Genomic DNA, 17,886 nt, shown 5'->3' on the forward strand with positions numbered 1-17,886 from the left:
GAGGAGCGGCAGAACGTGCGGTGAGACCGAGGAGCTGGAGACCGGCAGGGTCTCAGTCGTCGCTGCGCTCGCGGTCGCCGACGTGCTCGGCGACCTCCGGGTCGTCGGTGCGGAGCCGCTCGACCTCCTCACCGGCGGTGCAGGTGCGCAAGGACAGCGTGAGCCCGTGCTCGTCGCGGTCGAGCACGGCCCAGGTGCCGCCGGAGTGCTCCCACCGCAGCAGCGCGGCGAACGCCGGCGAGCGCGGGGCGGGGGTGGCGCGGTCGTGCTCGGGCGCGTCGCTCATGTGCTCTCCCGGACCGTGACGGTGGTCGGGACCACCTGCCGGCGCGGACCCTCGGCGGTGCCGGCGAGCAGCGCGAGCGCCAGCCGGGCGGCACGCGTGCCCAGCTCGTCGAACGGCTGTCTCACCGAGGTCAGCGGCGGGTCCGACGTCGCGGCGACCACCGTGTCGTCGAAGCCGACGATCGCGACGTCGTCCGGCACCCGCCGGCCCGCGGCGGCGAGGGCGCGCAGGGCACCTGCCGCGACGAGGTCCGACGTCGCGAAGATGCCGTCGACGTCGGGGCGCTGCCGCAGCAGCTCCTCGGCCGCACGTGTGCCGGCCTCGAGCTCGTACTCGCCGGGCACCCGCGGACCGGGATCGACGCCGGCCTCGCGGCAGCGGTCGGCGAAGCCCTGCAGCCGCTCGCGGCCCGGGCCGAAGTGGTCGGGGCCGGCGAGGGTCGCGAGCCGGTGCCGCCCGGCGTCGAGCAGCGTCTCGGCCGCCTGTCTCCCGCCACCGGCCTGGTCGGCCTCGACGAACCAGCCGTCGGCGGAGCGCTCGCTGCTCGGCCGGCCGACGTGGGCGACCGGGATCGGGACGTCGGCGAGCACCTGGTCGAGCTCGACGGACTCGTAGAGCAGGATGACGACCGCGGCGTCCACGTGCCCGGCGGAGAGGTGCCGCACGAGCCGGTCGGTGTCGCGCCCCTCGTCCAGCAGCAGCACGGGCTGCTGGCCGGCGTCGAAGATCACGCGCGTGGCGGCGCGGATCGGTGCGGCCGTGAACGGCCCGGACTGGCCCTGGGCGTCGCTCGCGGGCACGACGATCGCGACGGCGCCCGCCCGGCCGCGCCGCAGCGCCCGCGCGGCGGGGTTCGTCGTGTAGCCGAGCTCGCGCGCGGCCTCCTCCACCCGGGCGGCCAGGGCGGGGTCGACGGTCGGCTGCCCGGCGATCGCACGCGCCGCCGTCGCCCGCGACACGCCTGCCAGGCGCGCCACGTCGACGAGGGTCGGACGGCGGCTCACGCGCCCATCGTGCCACCTGCCGGACGGGGCTGGACGGGGAGGCGCCGGCGATGCATGATGAGCGAGAGATCGATCTCTCGACGTCAGGCAAGGAGGCCGATGACTGCCAGCGTGCGACGGGTCACCGCGACGGTGACGCTCACCGACGACGACGGGCGACCGCTCGCGCGCCGTGATGTCACCGTGCGTCAACGACGGCACGCGTTCGAGTTCGGCTGCGTGGGCACGCACCCGGGGGAGACCGACACGCACGTGCAGAGGGCGTGGCTCGACGTCTTCGACACCGCCACCCTGCCGGTCTACTGGGGCCGTTACGAGCCCGTGCGCGGCGAGCCCCGCCGCGCCGAGCTGGAGCAGGCCGCCCGCTGGCACGCCGATCGCGGCGTCCGCCTCAAGGGCCACCCGCTCGTCTGGCACACCGTCAAGGCGCCGTGGCTCGACACGCTGCCGCTGTCGGAGGTCGAGCAGCTGCTGCGCGCGCGCATCCGGCGGGAGGTCACCGACTTCGCCGGGCTGATCGACGTCTGGGACGTCGTCAACGAGGCCGTGATCATGCCGAGGTTCACCAACGAGCCCGACGGCGTGCCCAACGCGATCACGCGCCTGTGCGCCGAGATCGGTCGCGTCGAGCTCGTCCGGCTCGCGGTCGAGGAGGCCCGCGCGGCGGGGACCTCGCCGCGCCTGCTCATCAACGACTTCGACCTCGGCCCCGAGTACGAGCAGCTGGTGGAGGACCTGCTGGCGGCAGGCGTCGAGATCGACGCGATCGGGCTGCAGTCCCACATGCACAAGGGCTTCCACGGCGAGGAGCGCCTCCTCGAGGTCTGCGAACGGTTCGCCCGGTTCGGGCTGCCGCTGCACTGGACCGAGACGACGCTGCTCTCCGGCGAGCACGTGCCACGCGAGATCGAGGACCTCAACGACCACGTCGTCGACGACTGGCCGAGCACGCCCGAGGGCGAGGAGCGCCAGGCCGAGGAGATCGTCCGTCACTACACGACGCTCGTCGGCCATCCCGCGGTGCACTCGATCACCTACTGGGGGATCGAGGACGGCGGCTGGCTCGACGCGCCGAGCGGGCTGCTGCGCCGCGACGGCTCGCCCAAGCCGGCCTACGACGCGTTGCGCGGGCTGGTGCGGGGGGAGTGGTGGGTCGACGAGCGCGCCGACCGCACCGACGAGGAGGGCAGGCTCGAGGTCGAGGGTTTCGCCGGGACCTACGAGGTCCGCGTCGGCACCGCGACCGCGGAGCTGGAGCTGGGTCCCGACCAGGAGAGCCACGCGGCGCTCAGGGTCGGGTGAGACGCGCCGACCAGGGCGGTCGGCGCAGGGTGTGACGCGAAAGCGACGAAATTATCGGCTTGGCTGGCGCCTGCCCTCGTGCGACGCCGTCGACCCCGCGCGCGGGCGTGCCACGGGAGAACCCGCAGGTCACAGCCGTGTCACGGCTCTTGACATCCGACCGATCCGACTCGTAGGTTCGCGGAAAATATCGGCACCGCGCCGATAGTATCGACACGCTCGTGTCGGACGCTCGACGAGGAGAACCATGAGCAACTCGAAGACGACTGTGCGGCGTCGTGCCACCCGGCTCCGCCAGGTGGCCGCGCTCTCGGGGACGGCAGCGCTGATGCTGGTCGCCGCCTGCAGCAGCGGCGGCGGTTCCGGCGGTGGTGGCGGCGGCGGAGGCGGCGGCGGAGGCGAGGCCACCGGCGGTGGCGTCGAGCTCGAGTGCGCCGTCGAGGACTTCCAGGCGAACGAGCAGTTCACCGCACCGGAGCCGATGGAGCTCGGGATCCTGTGGACCGACTGGCCCGAGACCCCGATCACCGACGACTGGCAGCTCTTCGACGAGATCGAGGAGCGCACCAACGTCCGGCTGGTGCCGACCAACATCCCCTTCAGCGACGCCGTCGAGAAGCGCAGCCTGCTGATCAGCGCCGGCGACGCGCCCCCGATCATCCCGCTGATGTACACCGGTGACGAGCGGCAGTTCGCGGCCTCCGGCGCCGTGCTGCCGATCTCCGACTACACGCAGTACATGCCCAACTTCAACCACTACGTGGAGGAGTGGGGCCTGAGCGAGATGATCGACAACCTCCGCCAGGCGGACGGCCGGTTCTACATGACGCCGGGTCTGCAGGAGGTGTCGGTCCCCGTCTTCACCCTGATCATCCGCAAGGACGTCTTCGACGAGGTCGGCGCCGGGGTCCCCGAGACCTGGGACGAGCTGCACGACGCCCTCGCCAAGATCAAGGAGAAGTACCCGGACAGCCGGCCGCTCGCCGACGGCTTCGAGGGTCAGTCGATGCTCAACTACGCCGCGCACGCCTTCGGGACCGTGGCGGGCTGGGGCTTCGGCACCGGCATGTTCTGGAACGACGAGACCGGCGAGTTCGAGTACGCGGCGACCTCCGAGGGCTACAAGGAGATGGTCACCTACTTCCGCGGGCTCGTGGAGGAGGGTCTCCTCGACACGGAGTCGTTCACCGAGGCCAACGACGGCAGCGGCACCGTGACCGAGAAGTTCGCCGACGAGACGGTCTTCGCCGCCTCGGGCGCCTCGGGCACCGTGCAGGAGTTCGCCACCGCGCTGACCGCCGCGGGTGTCGAGGACTTCGAGCTCGTCCAGATCGCGCCGCCGGGCGGTCCGGCCGGCCAGGTCGTGGAGCCGCGCAACTTCTGGCACGGCTTCGCGCTGACGTCGCAGGTCGCCGACGACCCGAACCTCTGCACGATCCTGCAGTTCATGGACTGGCTCTACTACAACCCCGACGCGCGCGAGATGCTGCAGTGGGGCGTGGAGGGCGAGACCTACACCAAGGACGCCGACGGCACGATCACGCTGAACCCCGAGTACAGCCTCGACGCGTTCAACATCAACCCCGACGGCGAGATCGACATCCAGGTCGACCTCGGCTGGGCGTCGAACGTCCTCGCGGGCGGCACCGAGTCGCGCGAGCTCAAGGAGTCGTACAACGTGCCGCAGTTCGTCGAGTACATCGACACGGTGCTCTCGACCCGCACGCCGCGCGACCCGTTCCCGCCGGCCCCGCTGGACGAGCTGGAGCTGGAGCAGGCGTCGCTGCTCGCGACCCCGCTGAAGGACACCGTCGACACGGCGACGCTGCAGTTCATCATCGGTGACCGGCCGCTGGAGGAGTGGGACGCCTACGTCGCACAGCTCCAGGGGCAGGGGCTCGACCAGTACGTGGACCTCATCAACGGGGCCCAGCAGCGGTTCGAGTCCGAGCAGGGCTGATCCGATCGGCCGCGGCCGGCCGGCGTCACGCCGGCCGGCCGCGGTCCTCGCACGAAGGAGTGACGATGAGCCAGACGCGAGCGGCCGAGCGACCGGCCGCCGTCGCTGCCCCCGAGCCCGGGGGCCTGCCGCCGGACCCGGCACCGCCCCGAGCGCCCGGCCGGCTGCGCCGTCGGAGCGCGGTCGTGCCCTGGCGCGTGGCGCTGCGGCGCGACTGGGTGCTCTACGCCATGGCGATCCTGCCGCTGCTGTTCCTGGCGGTCTTCCGCTACGTCCCGATGCTCGGCAACGTCATCGCGTTCCGGCGGTTCCGGCCGGGCTCGAGCATCTTCGGCGACGAGTGGGTCGGGTTCCGCTACGTGGAGATGTTCATCGCGGACCCGAACTTCTGGCAGGTGTTCGCGAACACGGCGATCCTCGGCGGGCTGACGCTGCTGTTCACCTTCCCGCTGCCGATCGTGCTCGCGCTGCTGCTCAACGAGATCCGCGTGCGGGCGTTCAAGCGCACCGTCCAGTCGATCTCGTACCTGCCGCACTTCCTCTCGATCGTCATCGTGGCGGGCATGGTCATGCAGCTGCTGTCGCTGCAGGGCACCGCCAACCAGATCATCGAGTGGCTCGGCGGCGAGCCGATCGCGTTCCTGCAGCGCGCCGAGTGGTTCCGCGTCATCTACGTCGGCTCCGAGGTCTGGCAGACGGTCGGCTGGGGAACGATCCTCTACCTGGCGGCGCTGACGACGATCGACGCCTCGCTGTACGAGGCGGCCCGGATCGACGGCGCGAACCGGCTCCGGCAGACCTGGCACGTCACGCTGCCGGGCATCCGGCCGACGATGGTGACGCTGCTGATCCTCAACATCGGCACCTTCCTCAACGTCGGGTTCGAGAAGGTCCTGCTGCTGTACAACCCGCTGACCTACTCGACCGCGGACGTCATCTCGACCTACCTGTACCGGGTCGGTCTGGTGGCCAACAACTTCAGCTACGCGGCGGCCATCGGTCTCTTCCAGGCCGTCATCGGCCTCGTCATGGTGCTGAGCGCGAACCTCATCTCGCGCCGAGTGGTGGGAGCAAGCCTGTGGTGAACGAGATCGGCGCGACCCTGCGCGCACCGGCCCGCACGGGACGGCCGGTCGGAGCCCGCGACTCACGTGCCTACAAGGTCTTCACGAGCGTCAACACGATCGGGCTGATCGCCTTCTGCGGGCTGATGCTGTACCCGTTCGTGACCGTGCTGGCGCAGTCGTTCAGCTCGGCCGGCGCGGTCAAGGCGGGCCTGGTCAACATCTGGCCGGTCGGCTTCAACACCGACACCTACGCCGCCGTCATCAGCAACAGCATGTTCTGGCAGAACTACCGGAACACGGTGGTCTACACGGTCGTCGGCACCGCGATCGCGATGGTGCTGACCACGACCTTCGCCTACGTGCTCTCCAAGCAGCACCTGCGCGGCCGCACGGTCCTGATCGGCATCGCGATCTTCACGATGTTCTTCAACGGCGGGCTCGTGCCGAACTACGTGCTGATCTCCTCGCTCGGCCTGAAGAACACGATGTGGGCGGTGGTGCTGCCCGGTGCCTTGTCGGTGTTCAACCTGCTGGTGATGAAGTCGTTCTTCGAGAACATGCCGCGCGAGCTGGAGGAGGCCGCGCAGATCGACGGCCTCGGCTGGGGCGGCATCTTCACCCGCATCGTGCTGCCGCTGTCCAAGGCCGTCATCGCGACGATGATCCTCTTCTACTCGGTCGCGATGTGGAACGACTGGTTCAACGCCTTCCTGTACCTGGACAAGAAGGAGCTGTTCCCGGTCACGCTGTTCCTGCGCAACCTCATCGCGGGGGCCTCGACGACGGCGACCGAGGGCGCAGCGGCGACCGGCGGCAACAGCGACGCGATCGCCGCCAACATCCAGGCGGTCACGATGATCCTCACGATGATCCCGATCCTGTGCGTCTACCCGTTCGTGCAGCGGTACTTCGTCTCCGGCGTCATGCTCGGGTCAGTGAAGGGATGACCGCCGCTCGGAGCGCGGAGCTCCTCGCCGACCGGCCGCCCGCGCGCGGTCGTACCGGGGCGGGTGGCGACTTCGGGCAGGGTCCGTTGTCGCAGCTCGCAGGCGCCGTCTACCGGCACGCGGTGCTCGGGGTGTGCCTGGCGGTCGCGTGCGTGCCGACGCTGCTCGTCGGCGCTGCGCTGGGGCGCGGCCCCGGCGCCGCGCCCTGGCTCGTGCTGGCCCAGCTCCCGGTGGCGCCGGCGCTCGCGGCCGGGCTGTACGCCGTCCGGGCCTGGCGGCAGGACCTCGACACCGGCCCGCTGGCGGCGTTCGCGCGCGGCCTGCGGGCCGACGTCGCCGACGTGCTGCGCTGGTGGCTGCCGACGCTGCTCGCGCTCGCGGTGCTCGTGACGAACGTCGCGGTGGGCGCGGCGGCGGTCGGCGCTCCCGCGCTGCGCGGGATGAGCACCGTCGTCGCCGTCGTGGTGCTGCTGTGGTCCGGTCACACCCTGGTGATCAGCGCGGTCATGCGCTTCCGCACCCGCGACCTGGCGGTGATCGCGCTGCTGACGCTGGTGCGTCACTGGCACGTGACGCTCACGATGGTCTCGCTGCTCGTGGTCGCGCTCGGCGTCGTCTACGTGGGCTCCGAGGTGGCGCTCGCGCTGCTCGCGTGGGCGTTCGTGTCGGTCCTCGAGCACGTCAGCCGCCCGCTGCGCGCCGACGTCGAGGCCCGCTTCACCGCACCGGCCTCGCCGGTGCCCGCCTGACCCGTCCGGAGAAGCACTCGCCGGCCTCGCCGGCCGGGCCGCAGCCGACCTCCTGGGTGAGCGGGCGCCGTCGGGCGGGTCCTAGATCACGCCCAGCGCGAGCATCGCGTCGGCGACCTGGATGAACCCCGCGACGTTGGCGCCCGTCGAGTAGTTGTTCGGGCTGCCGTAGGTGTCCGCGGTCTCCAGGCACCGGTCGTGGATGCCGCGCATGATCTGCGACAGCCGCTCCTCGGTGTGCTCGAAGGTCCACGAGTCGCGCGAGGCGTTCTGCTGCATCTCCAGCGCGCTGGTGGCGACGCCGCCCGCGTTGGCCGCCTTGCCGGGCGCGAACCCGACCCCGGCGCTCTCCAGCAGCCGCACCGCCTCGGGCGTGCACGGCATGTTCGCGCCCTCGGCGACGATCGTGCAGCCGTGCCCGACCAGCGTCGCCGCGGCGTCGGCGTCGAGCTCGTTCTGGGTCGCGCAGGGGAGCGCGATGCGGCACGGCACGTCCCACACGCTGCCGCCCTCGACGAAGGCGACGGAGCCGCCCGCGGCGTCGGCGTACTCCTTGAGGCGACCGCGGCGCACCTGCTTGATCTCGGTGAGCAGGTCGAGGTCGATGCCGCGCTCGTCGACCACGTAGCCGCTGGAGTCGGAGCACGCGACCACGGTGCCGCCGAGCTCGTGCACCTTCGCGATCGCGTGGGTCGCGACGTTGCCGGAGCCGGACACGACCACGCGGGCGCCGTCGAAGCTCTCGCCACGCGTGCGGAGCATCTCGTCGACGAAGAACACCAGGCCGTAGCCGGTGGCCTCCGGGCGCACCTGGGACCCACCCCAGGTCAGGCCCTTGCCGGTGAGCACGCCCGACTCGTAGCGGTTCGTGATGCGCTTGTACTGGCCGAACAGGTAGCCGATCTCGCGGCCGCCCACGCCGATGTCGCCCGCCGGGACGTCGGTGTACTCGCCGATGTGGCGGTACAGCTCGGTCATGAACGACTGGCAGAACCGCATCACCTCGGCGTCGCTGCGGCCCTTCGGGTCGAAGTCCGAGCCGCCCTTGCCGCCGCCGATCGGCATGCCGGTGAGGGAGTTCTTGAAGATCTGCTCGAACCCGAGGAACTTGACGATGCCCAGGTAGACGCTCGGGTGGAACCGCAGGCCGCCCTTGTACGGGCCGAGCGCGGAGTTGAACTCGACGCGGAAGCCGCGGTTGATCTGCACCTGGCCGCTGTCGTCGACCCACGGCACCCGGAAGATGATCTGCCGCTCCGGCTCGCACAGGCGCCGGATGATCGCGCCGTCGGTGTACTCGGGGTGCTTGCTCACCACCGGCCCGAGGCTCGACAGGACCTCGTGGACGGCCTGGTGGAACTCGCGCTCGCCGGGGTTGCGGCGCAGCACCTCGTCGAACGTCGGCCGGAGCCGGGAGTCGAGGTCGGGCACGGTTGCTCCTTCGATCTGGTGGCCGCGTGCGGGCGCGGCGGGGTGGTGCGTGCCGAGCGCCGCGTCAGCGGAAGCGCTGGACGGCGAGCGGCGCCGCCTCGGCGAGCTCCTTGACGACGGGGTGCTCGGCCTCGGCGAGGATCTGCTGCAGCGGGCCGGTGGCGACGATGCGGCCGTCGGCCATCGCGTGCACGGTCGGGCAGACGCGCTCGACCAGCTCGAGGTCGTGCGAGGCCAGCAGCACGCCGATGCCCAGCTGCTCGATGAGGTCCCGGAGGTGGCGGGCCATCGCGCCGCGGCTGTTGGGGTCCAGCGCGGTGAGCGGTTCGTCGAGCAGCAGGATCTCGGGTCGGGTCGCCAGCGCGGCGGCCAGCGCGACACGCTGCCGCTCGCCGCCCGAGAGCGTCACCATCGGGCGATAGGCCTTCTCGGCGTCGAGCCCGACGGCGGCGAGCATCTCCGGCAGCGGCGTCGCGTGGCTGCGGCCACCCTTGCGGGCGACCTTCATCGCGTCGCGCAGCCGGCGCTCGGCGGTCATGCGAGGGTCGGAGATCGTCATCGAGTACTGCGAGACGGCGCTCACGCGAGCGTTGAACTCGGCCTTGCTGCGCATCCGCAGGCGCGCGACGGGGCGGCCGTCGAACGTGACGGTGCCGCGCGGCGGCTTGAGCTGGCCCGACAGCGCGGCGATCAGCGTCGTCTTGCCGACGCCGGAGGGGCCGATCAGGCCCACGGGCGGCTGGCCGCTGCTGATCTCGATGCTCAGCCCGTCGAAGACGTAGCCGTCACCGTAGGTGAGGTACAGCTCGTTCGCCTTCAGGGTCGGCACGTCACACTCCTCGTCGCGGCGCTCGGGCGCCGTCCGTCGCGTCTTGGTCCGCCGGTCGGCAGCGCCGCCCGGCCCTCGCTCACGGTACCCGGCGTCTTGAAGGGTGGGCGACGCCGTCCCACGAACGTGACGACGGCCACGACCCCGACGCCGTCGAGCAGCGACCCTCGGCACCCCAACGTTTCGCCGGTGTCCGAAACGTGACCGACGCTGCTCTTCCTCTACAGCTCGGCGATTCCTAGCGTCCGAGACAACGCCGCCCGCCCGGGCGGCCCGACGGAGGAGAAGGCCATGAAGCGCTTCCTCGCATGGGTGCTCGCAGTGCTGCTGAGCGCCCTGTTCCTCGTCCCGGCGAGCCCGGCGGCGAACGCCGCACCGTACTGCGGCATCACGTGGGGCTCGCTCGCCAAGCGCGACTCCGGCTCGGCCGCCGGCGCCGCGCTCACGGGTGTGCGCGCGGGGCGTCACACCTGCTACGACCGCCTCGTGCTCGACGTGCGCGGCGACGTCGACGGCTGGGACGTGCGCTACGTGCCCGTCGTGCACGCCGAGGGGTCCGGCAAGCCCGTGCCGGTGGCCGGCGGCGCGGACCTGCAGGTGGTCGTCCGCGTCCCCGCCTACAACGCCTCGGGCCGCCCGACCTACACGCCCGCGAACCCCTCCCGGCTGGTGAACGTCTCGAGCTTCTCCACGTTCGAGCAGGTCGCGTTCGCCGGCTCGTTCGAGGGGCAGACGACGATCGCGCTCGGCGTGCGAGCGCGGCTGCCGTTCCGGGTGTTCGTCCTCGACGGACCGGGGAGCGGGAGCAGGCTCGTCATCGACGTCGCGCACCGCTGGTGACGGCGGCGCCGCCCCGCCCGTGCGGCGGGGCGGCGCCCACCCGTCAGCAGGCGTGGGTCAGGGGAGCGGGCCGAGGAGGGCGGTCGCCACGGTCGCGTGGGCCGACTCGTCGTCGCTGGGGTGGAACAGCCCCGCGAGCACGTCGCGGTAGAGCCGGCTCAGCTCGTTGCGGGTGAAGTAGGAGCCGCCCCCGCTCACCCGGATCGCGGCCTCGACGACGTCCTTCGCGGTCTCGGTCGCGCGGACCTTGGTGCCGGCGAGCTTGGCGAACCAGCGCGGCCCGTGGTCGACCTGGGCGTCGACGTCGGCCGCGGTGGCGTGCAGCTGCGTGAGCGCGGTCTCCAGGTCCATCGCGGCGGTCGCGAGCCGCCACCGGATGTCGGGGTCGTGGGCGTAGACGTCGCCGGTCTTCATCGACGTGCGCGAGCGCACCGTCTCGACGGCGAGGTCGAGCGCGCGCTGGGCGATCCCGAGGTAGACGCTCGACAGCAGCAGCTCGAAGCAGGCGAAGATGCCGAAGACGAACGGGTCGGGGTTCGGGCCGGGCGGCAGGCGCCGGACGACGCGGTCGGCGGGCGCGTGGGCGCCGTCGAGCACCGTGGTGCGCGACTGCGTCGCGCGCATGCCGAGGGTGTCCCAGTCGTCCTTGGTCTCGGTGCCTTCGCGGGTGACGAAGCCGTAGACGATGCGCGGGTCGTCGGGGTCGCTCGCGTCCAGACCGTGCACGCCGAGCCGGGTCCACGCCGGTGCGAGCGAGGTGAAGATCTTGGTGCCGTGGAAGCGGTAGCCGCCCTCGCCGTCGGGCCGGGCCTCGGTCGCGGAACCGAACAGCACGAGGTCGTTGCCGCGCTCGGAGATGCCGAACGCGAACAGCTCGCCGGCCGCCGCCTCGCGCAGCAGGACGTCGAGGCCGTCGTCGCCGCGGTCGTGCAGCACGCGGCCGACGCCGCACCACACCTGGTGCATGTTGACCGCCAGGGCTGTGGCCGGTGCGGCGCCCGCGAGACGGGACTGCTCGCGCACGAGCTCGAGCAGGCTCAGCCCGGCGCCGCCGAGGTCGGTGGGCACGTGGGCGGCGAGGTAGCCCGCCGCACGCAGCGCGTCGAGGTCCTCGGTGAAGAACGTGTTGTCGCGGTCGTAGCCGGGGGCGCGGGAGCGGATCTCGTCGAGCAGGGAGTCGTCCAGGAACGTCATGACCCGACGCTAGCCCCGTGGGCGGCGGACGCCTGCGCGTAGCGTGGCCGGGGTGAGCCTCCGAGAGACCTTGCGCGCGCTCCCCACGTTCCCCGACGAGCTGCCGGTGCTCGACACCGACAGCCTCCCCGACGACCCGCGCGAGCTGTTCTTGACGTGGCTGGACGAGGCGATCGCCACCGGCGAGCGGCAGGCCGCGGCGATGACCGTGACGACCGTCGACGAGCACGGCGTGCCGGCGTCGCGCACGCTGATCGTCAAGGACGTGGACGAGCGCGGCATCCAGTTCTCCAGCTCGCTCTCGTCGCGCAAAGCCACCCACCTCGCGCAGCGACCGGTGGCGACGCTGCTGTTCTTCTGGCGTCCGCTGGGGCGGCAGGTCGAGATCACGGGCGACGTGACGCCGCTCGACGAGGCCACCAGTCAGGCCGACTGGCGCGCCCGCCCGAGCTACGACGGCACCGACAACCCCGACTGGCAGGTGTGGTCGGTGCTGCCGCGCCGGCTGGAGTTCCTGCAGGCCACGCACGACCGCGCGCACGTGCGCGTGGAGTACCTGCGCCGGCCCGAGGGCTGGGAACGACGGCGGATCCGCCCCTCGGAGCGACCGACCGACGCGTGACCCGTGTGACATGTGTGACGGATGTGGCGTCTGAGAGTGCTAAGTGGCGGAAACACGCCGAAAACACGGCGTGAGATCGCGGGTTTGTCGCCCTCCGGCCGTAGTGTCGGCTCCGGCGCACCCCGTTCGGGGCGCGATCACTAGCAAGAGAAGAGGGGACAACGTGTCCGTCAACCGCACTGACCTCGTGGCCGCGATCGCCGACAAGGCCGGCCTGACCAAGACCGACGCCGACAAGGCTCTGTCGGCCCTCCAGGACGTCCTGGTGGAGAACCTCGGCAAGGGCGAGGCCGTCAAGGTGACCGGCCTGCTCTCGGTCGAGCGCGTCGAGCGCAAGGCCCGTACCGGCCGCAACCCGCGCACGGGCGAGGAGATCAAGATCCCCGCTGGCTACGGCGTGAAGATCTCGGCCGGCTCGGCCCTCAAGAAGGCCGTCGGCTGACCCAGCTGACCCGCAGCGCCCGTCCCTGACGGCGCTCGCCACGAAGGGCCCGGGAGGATCGCCTCCCGGGCCCTTCGTCGTGCCCGGGGGTTCGCAGGTGGGCGGTCGCAGCGGTGGGTGCAGCCGCGACCCCCGTCGAGTTCGTGCCGTGCTGCCGAGTTCGTGCCGGGCCCGGTCCGAACTCGGTACCAAGGCACGAACTCGGCGGGGTGATCGGTCTCCCCGACGCCCGTGGCGCCGGCGCCGCCGACTGAGCGCTCATCCACACCCACCGGACAGCCCGTCACCAGCAGATGTCCCCATGGGTGCCGCCGCGGTCACGAACGCTCCGAGAGGTTCGTACACTGGCTGGCATGTCCGAGCCGCTACCTCCCACCGCGCCCACGGCACCCGACCGGCAGACCGCCGGGTCGACCGGGGTCCTCGAGCGGGAGGAGAGCCGCCAGGAGGTCTCCCCGGGGGATGCCGAGCGCTACGCGCACTACGTGAAGAAGGAGAAGATCACGGCCGCTGCCGTCACCGGTGGCCCGGTGGTCGCGCTGTGCGGCAAGGTCTGGACTCCCACGCGCGATCCCAGCAAGTACCCGGTGTGCCCGGTGTGCAAGGAGATCTACGAGTCGATGACCGGTGGGGGTCCCTCCGGCGGTGACGGGTCCGAGGGCGGGTCCGGCCGGTCGGGGTTCTCCGGGTTCTTCGGTCGTCTCGGCTCGCGCTGGTGACGCCGCCGCCCGACGCCGGGCGGCACGCGACGGGGCAGGGCTCCGTCGGCGTGCGCCCGCACGACCAGGTCCAGCACCCGCAGCACCCCTCGGCGGCCGCCGCGACGCAGCTGCCGCCCGCGTACCCGGCGCGCGCCGCGTGGGGCACGGCGAACCGGCTGCGGGCGTGGCAGGCGGCTGCGCTCGAGAAGTACCTGGCCCGCGCGCCGCGCGACTTCCTCGCGGTCGCGACGCCGGGCGCCGGCAAGACGACCTTCGCGCTCCGGGTGGCCGCCGAGCTGCTCGAGACCCGCGTGGTGCGGCGCGTCACGGTCGTCGCGCCGACCGAGCACCTCAAGACCCAGTGGGCCGACGCCGCGGCCCGGGTCGGGATCAGCATCGACCCGAGCTTCCGCAACTCGCAGGGCCGCCACGGCGCCCACTTCGACGGCGTCGCCCTCACCTACGCGCAGGTGGCCGCGAACCCGGCGCTGCACCGTGCCCGCACCGAGGCGGCGCCGACGCTCGTCATCCTCGACGAGGTGCACCACGGCGGTGACTCGCTGTCGTGGGGCGACGCGATCCGGGAGGCGTTCGAGCCCGCCACCCGCCGGCTGAGCCTCACCGGTACCCCGTTCCGCTCGGACACCGCGGCGATCCCGTTCATCACCTACGAACCGGACGCGGACGGCGTCCGGCGCTCGAAGGCCGACCACTCCTACGGCTACGGCGACGCGCTGCGCGACGGCGTCGTCCGCCCGGTCATCTTCCTCGCCTACTCCGGCCAGATGCGGTGGCGCACCAAGGCCGGCGACGAGGTGAGCGCACGGCTCGGCGAGCCGATGACCAAGGACCAGATCGCGCAGGCGTGGCGCACCGCGCTGGACCCCGACGGCGAGTGGATCGGCTCGGTCCTCAAGGCCGCCGACACCCGGCTGTCGGAGGTGCGTCGCACGGTGCCGGACGCGGGCGGCCTCGTCATCGCCACCGACCAGGACGCCGCCCGCGCCTACGCCGGCCAGCTGCGCGCGATCACCGGTGAGCCGCCGGTCGTCGTGCTCTCCGACGACCCGGGCGCCTCACGCCGCATCGAGGAGTTCGGCGAGGGCGAGCAGCGCTGGATGGTCGCGGTGCGGATGGTGTCGGAGGGCGTCGACGTGCCGCGGCTCGCGGTGGGTGTCTACGCCACCGCCGCCGCGACGCCGCTGTTCTTCGCGCAGGCGATCGGCCGCTTCGTGCGCGCCCGCAAGCGGGGCGAGACGGCGTCGATCTTCCTGCCGTCGGTGCCGGTGCTGCTGGGGCTGGCGAGCGAGCTGGAGGCCGAGCGCGACCACGCGCTCGACCGCAAGCCCTCCGCCGACGCCGACGAGGTGCTCCTCGACGACGCCGCGCTCGAGCGCGCCAACCGGGAGGAGCCCGCCAGCGACGGGCTGCTCGCCGGCTTCGAGGCGCTCGAGGCGAACGCCAGCTTCGACAAGGTGCTCTTCGACGGCGGCGAGTTCGGTGTGGGCGGCGACGTCGGGTCGGACGAGGAGCTCGACTTCCTCGGCCTGCCGGGTCTGCTCGACGCCGACCAGGTCGCGACGCTGCTGCGGCAGCGGCAGGCCGAGCACGTGGCGCGGTCGCCGCGCTCGCAGGCGGCGCGCGCCGCCGTCGACCACCGCCGGCTGGCGGAGCTGCGCAAGGAGCTCAACCAGCTGGTGTCGGCCTGGGCGCGCCGTTCCGGGACCCCGCACGGGGTGCTGCACACGCGGCTGCGGCAGCACAGCGGCGGCGGCGAGGTCGCGACGGCGACGGCGGAGCAGATCGAGAAGCGGATCGAGAAGGTCCGCGGCTGGTTCATCGGGAAGAGCTGAGCTCCTCGACCACCGTGCGGATCCGCTCGGCGGTGCGGGCGGCCTCGCCCTCGTCGTAGGAGGTGCGCGGCCAGAAGAACCCGCGCAGGCCGTCGCCCTTGGTGCGCGGCACGACGTGGGTGTGCAGGTGCGGCACGCTCTGGCTGACGACGTTGTTGACCGCGACGAACGTGCCCTGCGCGCCGAGCGCCTGCGGCACCGCCCGCGACAGCATCTGCACCGTGCCCATGTAGTCGGGCAGCCGGTCGGCGGCGAGGTCGGGCAGCGTCACGACGTGCTCGGCGGGCACCACCAGCACGTGCCCGCGGAACACGGGCCGCACGTCGAGGAAGGCGACGACCGTCGGGGTCCGCAGCACCTCGTGGGCCGGGGCCTCCTGGGCGACGATCCGGCAGAACACGCAGGACGGGTCGTGGCTCATGGGGCCAGCGTGCCACCAGGGACTGCGCGCTGCGGGCCGCTCCCGGCAGGTCCGGCCGTCGTCGTCAGAGCTGGACGTGCGTGGTCGGGATCGCCGGGTCGCCGGCCGAGAGCCGCCGCGCGGACGGCCCGAGCTCGCCGCGCGAGGCGAGGTGGCGCTCGGCGGCCAGCCGCACGCCGTCGGCCCCGACGAAGCGCTCGTCGACCTGCCCGGCGCGCACGAGCGGCACGTGCAGCAGCCGCAGGTCGCCGTCGGGCGGTGTCCAGGACGCGTCGGCCCCCGCCAGCACGACCTCCTCGACGGCGCGGCCCGCCTCGTCGAGGCGGCGCGCGGCGCTCTTGCGGCCCGCGACGGAGTTCTTCGCCCGTGACGCCTTGACGACGCCGGTCATCCGGCCGTCGGCGCCCTCGCGCTCGACGAGCTTGTAGACCATGCCGCAGGTCGGGGCGCCGGAGCCGGTCACCACCGAGGTGCCGACGCCGTAGGCGTCGACCGGCGCGACGGCGAGCGAGGCGATCGCGTACTCGTCGAGGTCGGAGGAGACGACGATCTTCGTGCCGGCGGCGCCGAGGGAGTCGAGCAGGTCGCGCACCTCGCGCGCGACGACGCCGAGGTCGCCGGAGTCGAGCCGGACGGCGTCGAGCTCGGTCCCGGCCGCGGCGATCGCGCGCCGCACGCCGGTCGGGATGTCGTAGGTGTCGACCAGCAGCGTGGTGCGGGTGCCGTAGGCGGCGACCTGCGACGCGAACGCGGCCTCCTCGTCGTCGTGCAGCAGCGTGAACGAGTGCGCCGCGGTGCCGATGGTCGGCAGGTCGTAGGAGCGGCCCGCCTCGAGGTTGGAGGTGCCCGTGAAGCCGGCGACGACGGCGGCCCGCGCCGCCGCGACCGCCGCCTGCTCCTGCGCCCGCCGCGACCCCATCTCCAGGCACGGCCGGCTGCCGGCGGCCGAGGTCATGCGCGACGCTGCGGAGGCGACCGCCGAGTCGTAGTTGAGGATGCTGAGGATCACGGTCTCCAGCAGGATGCCCTCGGCGAAGCTGGACTCCACGACCAGCACGGGCGAGCCGGGGAAGAACACCTCGCCCTCGGCGTAGCCGTAGACGTCGCCCGTGAAGCGGTAGTTCGCGAGGTAGTCGAGCGTCTCGTCGTTGACGATCTCCTGCTCGCGCAGCCAGGCGAGCTCGGCGTCGCCGAACCGGAACTGCCGGATCGCCTCGAGCACGCGCCCGGTCCCGGCGACGACGCCGTAGCGGCGGCCGGGCGGCAGCCGTCGCGTGAAGACCTCGAACACGCTGCGGCGATGGGCCGTGCCGTCGGCCAGCGCGGCCTGCAGCATCGTCAGCTCGTAGCGGTCGGTGAGCAACGCCGTCGACATGGGGTCAACCTAGTGCCCGCGGCGCCGGCCGGCCGGCCCCGGCCGGTCGTGTCAGCCGGTCGCGAGCGTGACGAGCACGGGCAGGTGGTCGGAGGCGAGCGTGCTGGGCACGCGGACGTCGGCGACCGTGAGGTCCGGGGTGACGAGCACGTAGTCGATCCGCTTCTCGGGCGCCTCGGCGGGCGAGGTGTCGGCGCCACCGGGGTCGGCGTCGACGAGACCGGTGCCGAGGACGAGCGCGTAGGCCTGCTCGCCCTCGACCATGTTGAGGTCGCCGCCCAGCACGACCGGCCCGCCCGCGGCGAGCACGTCGCTCAGGACGGCGGCGAGGTCGGCCGCCTGCGCCGTCACGCCGTCGTCGTTGGGCTGCAGGTGCGTCGCGACGTAGGTGAGCTCGCCGCCGTCGGGCGTGACGACGAGCGCCTGCGCGCCGGTGACGGCGCCGTGCGAGGGCAGCGGGTGCCAGGAGAGACGCACGCGGTCGGCGTCGAGGAGGACGGCGTCGCCCCACACGGGGTCCGCGGCCGCGCCGAACCACCCCGTCGTGCCGAGCAGGCGCTCGAGGATCGCGAGCTGGTCCTGCCCGCCGTTGAGGTACCAGCCGCGGTCGACCTCGCTGAGGAGCGAGACCTGGGCCTGCGCGAGCACCTCGGCGACGTCCTGCGGCCGGAACCGGCCGTCGATGCCGTAGCCCATGCGCAGGTTGTACGCCGCGACCGTCGTGGTGCCCTCGGCCGGCTGCGCGGTGGGCACCGGGGTGATCGTCGCGCCCGGCCCGACGGCGGCCAGGCCGGTCGCGACCAGCGCGCCGGCGCCGACGACGAGCGGCCGCACCGGGCGCGCCGGCACCACCGCGCGCGGCC

At 72.7% G+C, this 17,886-nt stretch carries 18 protein-coding genes; 10 read left to right on the top strand and 8 right to left on the bottom strand.

The genetic code is table 11. From position 1 onward, the window contains the following. Positions 1 to 52: 52 nt before the first annotated feature. The gene (locus tag GPA02_RS13015) at positions 53 to 286 is read right to left on the bottom strand and encodes a hypothetical protein (RefSeq protein WP_156200502.1); all 234 of its coding nucleotides are present in this window, start codon (positions 284 to 286) and stop codon (positions 53 to 55) included. Then, a complete protein-coding gene (locus GPA02_RS13020; protein ID WP_156200503.1) occupies positions 283 to 1,290 on the bottom strand; it encodes a LacI family DNA-binding transcriptional regulator in 1,008 nt (335 codons plus the stop codon). Before GPA02_RS13020 ends, GPA02_RS13015 begins: the two co-directional genes overlap by 4 nt. A 99-nt stretch (positions 1,291 to 1,389) precedes the next feature. Here GPA02_RS13020 and GPA02_RS13025 point away from each other — a divergent pair, with 99 nt between their 5' ends. The 5 genes from GPA02_RS13025 (at position 1,390) to GPA02_RS13045 (ending at position 7,315) form a co-directional block, all read left to right on the top strand. Beyond that, positions 1,390 to 2,592 (top strand): endo-1,4-beta-xylanase, encoded by a 1,203-nt coding sequence (locus tag GPA02_RS13025; protein WP_156200504.1) that lies wholly within the window; start codon positions 1,390 to 1,392, stop codon positions 2,590 to 2,592. A gap of 247 nt (positions 2,593 to 2,839) precedes the next feature. Beyond that, positions 2,840 to 4,552, top strand: coding sequence for an ABC transporter substrate-binding protein (locus GPA02_RS13030; RefSeq protein ID WP_156200505.1), 1,713 nt, complete (start codon positions 2,840 to 2,842; stop codon positions 4,550 to 4,552). Between the two features lie 65 nt (positions 4,553 to 4,617). Next, the gene (locus GPA02_RS13035) at positions 4,618 to 5,637 is read left to right on the top strand and encodes an ABC transporter permease (RefSeq protein WP_156200506.1); all 1,020 of its coding nucleotides are present in this window, start codon (positions 4,618 to 4,620) and stop codon (positions 5,635 to 5,637) included. Continuing rightward, the gene (locus GPA02_RS13040) at positions 5,634 to 6,566 is read left to right on the top strand and encodes a carbohydrate ABC transporter permease (protein ID WP_420809360.1); all 933 of its coding nucleotides are present in this window, start codon (positions 5,634 to 5,636) and stop codon (positions 6,564 to 6,566) included. The genes GPA02_RS13035 and GPA02_RS13040 overlap by 4 nt, the downstream gene beginning before the upstream one ends. Further along, positions 6,563 to 7,315, top strand: a complete 753-nt coding sequence (locus GPA02_RS13045; RefSeq protein WP_156200507.1) for a YesL family protein — start codon at positions 6,563 to 6,565, stop codon at positions 7,313 to 7,315. Before GPA02_RS13040 ends, GPA02_RS13045 begins: the two co-directional genes overlap by 4 nt. An 81-nt stretch (positions 7,316 to 7,396) precedes the next feature. Here the strand turns inward: GPA02_RS13045 and gdhA are convergent, their stop codons facing one another. Beyond that, positions 7,397 to 8,746 carry an NADP-specific glutamate dehydrogenase gene (gene gdhA / locus GPA02_RS13050; protein ID WP_156200508.1) on the bottom strand — a complete coding sequence of 450 codons (1,350 nt, stop codon included), beginning with the start codon at positions 8,744 to 8,746 and terminating at the stop codon, positions 7,397 to 7,399. Positions 8,747 to 8,810: 64 nt separating this feature from the next. Next, a complete protein-coding gene (locus GPA02_RS13055; protein ID WP_156200509.1) occupies positions 8,811 to 9,575 on the bottom strand; it encodes an ABC transporter ATP-binding protein in 765 nt (254 codons plus the stop codon). Between the two features lie 291 nt (positions 9,576 to 9,866). On the opposite strand from GPA02_RS13055, the gene GPA02_RS13060 reads away from it, so the two are divergent. Continuing rightward, positions 9,867 to 10,415, top strand: a complete 549-nt coding sequence (locus tag GPA02_RS13060) for an AMIN-like domain-containing (lipo)protein (protein WP_156200510.1) — start codon at positions 9,867 to 9,869, stop codon at positions 10,413 to 10,415. A gap of 57 nt (positions 10,416 to 10,472) precedes the next feature. Here GPA02_RS13060 and GPA02_RS13065 read toward each other — a convergent pair whose 3' ends face one another. Next, positions 10,473 to 11,609, bottom strand: a complete 1,137-nt coding sequence (locus GPA02_RS13065; protein WP_156200511.1) for an acyl-CoA dehydrogenase family protein — start codon at positions 11,607 to 11,609, stop codon at positions 10,473 to 10,475. A 52-nt stretch (positions 11,610 to 11,661) separates the two neighbouring features. Between GPA02_RS13065 and GPA02_RS13070 the strand changes: the two genes are divergently transcribed. The 4 genes from GPA02_RS13070 (at position 11,662) to GPA02_RS13085 (ending at position 15,227) form a co-directional block, all read left to right on the top strand. Next, entirely contained in the window at positions 11,662 to 12,231 is a 570-nt protein-coding gene (locus tag GPA02_RS13070) for a pyridoxine/pyridoxamine 5'-phosphate oxidase (protein WP_156200512.1), read from the top strand. A gap of 163 nt (positions 12,232 to 12,394) precedes the next feature. Next, positions 12,395 to 12,673, top strand: coding sequence for an HU family DNA-binding protein (locus tag GPA02_RS13075; RefSeq protein ID WP_156200513.1), 279 nt, complete (start codon positions 12,395 to 12,397; stop codon positions 12,671 to 12,673). Between the two features lie 353 nt (positions 12,674 to 13,026). After that, positions 13,027 to 13,392 (top strand): DUF3039 domain-containing protein, encoded by a 366-nt coding sequence (locus GPA02_RS13080; protein WP_156200514.1) that lies wholly within the window; start codon positions 13,027 to 13,029, stop codon positions 13,390 to 13,392. Positions 13,393 to 13,442: 50 nt separating this feature from the next. Further along, complete coding sequence (locus tag GPA02_RS13085; protein ID WP_156200526.1) at positions 13,443 to 15,227, top strand: DEAD/DEAH box helicase; 1,785 nt, start codon at positions 13,443 to 13,445, stop codon at positions 15,225 to 15,227. On the opposite strand, the gene GPA02_RS13090 is transcribed toward GPA02_RS13085, so the two are convergent. The 3 genes from GPA02_RS13090 to GPA02_RS13100 all read right to left on the bottom strand — a co-directional run. Further along, positions 15,211 to 15,648, bottom strand: coding sequence for an HIT family protein (locus tag GPA02_RS13090; protein ID WP_204986610.1), 438 nt, complete (start codon positions 15,646 to 15,648; stop codon positions 15,211 to 15,213). The two genes, GPA02_RS13085 and GPA02_RS13090, sit on opposite strands and share 17 nt — an antisense overlap. A gap of 64 nt (positions 15,649 to 15,712) precedes the next feature. Then, positions 15,713 to 17,023: a nicotinate phosphoribosyltransferase gene (locus GPA02_RS13095; RefSeq protein ID WP_156200515.1), complete on the bottom strand. Its 1,311-nt coding sequence runs from the start codon at positions 17,021 to 17,023 to the stop codon at positions 15,713 to 15,715. Between the two features lie 51 nt (positions 17,024 to 17,074). After that, on the bottom strand, positions 17,075 to 17,886 hold an 812-nt coding region (locus tag GPA02_RS13100), incomplete at its 5' end, for an endonuclease/exonuclease/phosphatase family protein (protein WP_193567867.1).

This window comes from Actinotalea caeni (genome assembly GCF_009733795.1).
GTDB lineage: Bacteria > Actinomycetota > Actinomycetes > Actinomycetales > Beutenbergiaceae > Pseudactinotalea > Pseudactinotalea caeni.